A 1,882-nucleotide genomic window follows, 5' to 3' on the forward strand; every position below is an offset into this window, starting at 1 on the left:
TCCACTATATTTTTATTCTTCCTTTTCCAAAATTTTAAAAATAACATCCGAATTTCTTAGTTTTCACCTCTTTCTAGATTCACTCTATTGTAATGCAAACTCCTCATTAAATATCCAATCTATTAGCTATCGCCCCCCTATAAACCATAATAACTTTTAAAATAGTAACCCCAACTGTTATAAAAACAACAAATTAAATTTTTATAAAAGAAAACAACCTGTATAAAAACAGGTTGCTTTCCTTTATAGGGTAAAACAAAGAAAGAGTGGAAAAAAATGCACAAACTTCTACGGCACAAGAAGTAAAACGAACGGAGAAAACTAAAAATTCTGACATCTTACTAGATAAGGGTATTTGTTTTCTCTTTCTTTGTTGTTATGAGTTTAACATAAAAAATAACACGAATCAACAAAAAAACTAAAAATTCTATTTAATTCGACATTTTTTGATATTTTTTTACCACAACTTTTAAAAATCTGCTATTCTTTTTATATATCTTTCACTTTAATATTGTTTTCATTTTAATGTTGTAATACACATTCCCGAAGGAGGCTTATTATTATATGAAGATGATCACTACCACTTTTTCATTAACAACTGCTGCAATTGCTACACTTCTCCCTTCAGTAGTAGCAGCTGATTCTCATGCTGTATCAATACAACAAAATGACAAAGTAAAAATCGGATTTGTAAATTTTGACAAAGTACATCTGTATCAGGGCGCTACTACAAGTAGCAACTCTATTGAAAGTATTACATTCAATACTCCAGTTAAAATATTAGAAACAACACCTGACTGGTATAAAGTAGATGTACAAAATAAAATTGGTTACATGCAAAAATCTTATCTTTCTCCCACAAAACAAACACAACCAAAAAATCAATATATTGTAAATGCGCTTGCATTAAATGTTCGTATAGAGCCAAATGTAGAATCTACTATTCTCGGTGTACTACCAAATGGAAAATACATCTCCATTTTAGAAGAATGTGGTGAATGGTATAAAATTTCTTATAATGGAAAAACAGGATATGTGAAAAAAGAATTTGTCTCTAATGGTTCCCATTCAATGGTTAAAGGAACCACCGTACAAGGAAATTCATCTTATTATGTTGCAACTCCTGTATTAAGAGTGCGAAGCGGAGCGGGAACTAACACTTCTATAATTGGATCTTTAAAAAATGGTACCCAATTACAAGTTGTAGAAACAATAGGTTCTTGGTATAAAATACGTTTCGGTTCAGGTTTTGGATATGTAGCTAAACATTATGTATTACAAAACAAACCACAAGAAAATCCTTCTATTCCAGCTGTTTTCAAGTCCCCAACGAAAGGGATAGTCAGCTCTACATTTGATGTTCGTTGGGGAGAAATGCATTACGGAGTAGATTTCACAGCTCCAGGTGAAGTTCCAATCCTGGCAGCAACAAGCGGAAAAGTAATAAAATCCTACTACTCTAATTCCTATGGAAATGTTGTGTTTATTGCTCATACGATAGATGGGAAATTATATACAACCGTTTATGCACATTTGAAGGATCGTACAGTACAAGCGGGTGATCGGGTTGAAACCGGACAAATGATAGGACACATGGGGAATACAGGACATTCAACCGGGCAACATCTTCATTTTGAATTACATAACGGCGAGTGGAATTTTGAAAAAACAAATGCAGTGAATCCCATACCTTATCTAGTTCAGTAAAGTATTGTACCAAGTATTTGTAAAGAGAACCACTACGGATCTATTTCCCGGTGGTTCTTTTGTTTTCTATGAATATATTTGTAATTAATCTATATAGATTATAAGAATGAACGGCTTTTTATTCGTGCAATCATCCTGCCCATCACTACATCACTTAATAATCCAATTATAAATA

General features: G+C 32.4%; 1 protein-coding gene. It reads left to right on the forward strand.

What is annotated here, in order from left to right; translation table 11 throughout:
- The first annotated feature begins 564 nt into the window (after positions 1-564).
- Entirely contained in the window at positions 565-1,707 is a 1,143-nt protein-coding gene (locus tag V7038_RS26965) for an SH3 domain-containing protein (protein ID WP_098988942.1), read from the forward strand.
- Positions 1,708-1,882 lie beyond the last annotated feature (175 nt).

It is taken from the genome of Bacillus sp. JJ783 (genome assembly GCF_036963225.1).
GTDB classification, from domain to species: domain Bacteria; phylum Bacillota; class Bacilli; order Bacillales; family Bacillaceae_G; genus Bacillus_A; species Bacillus_A cereus_U.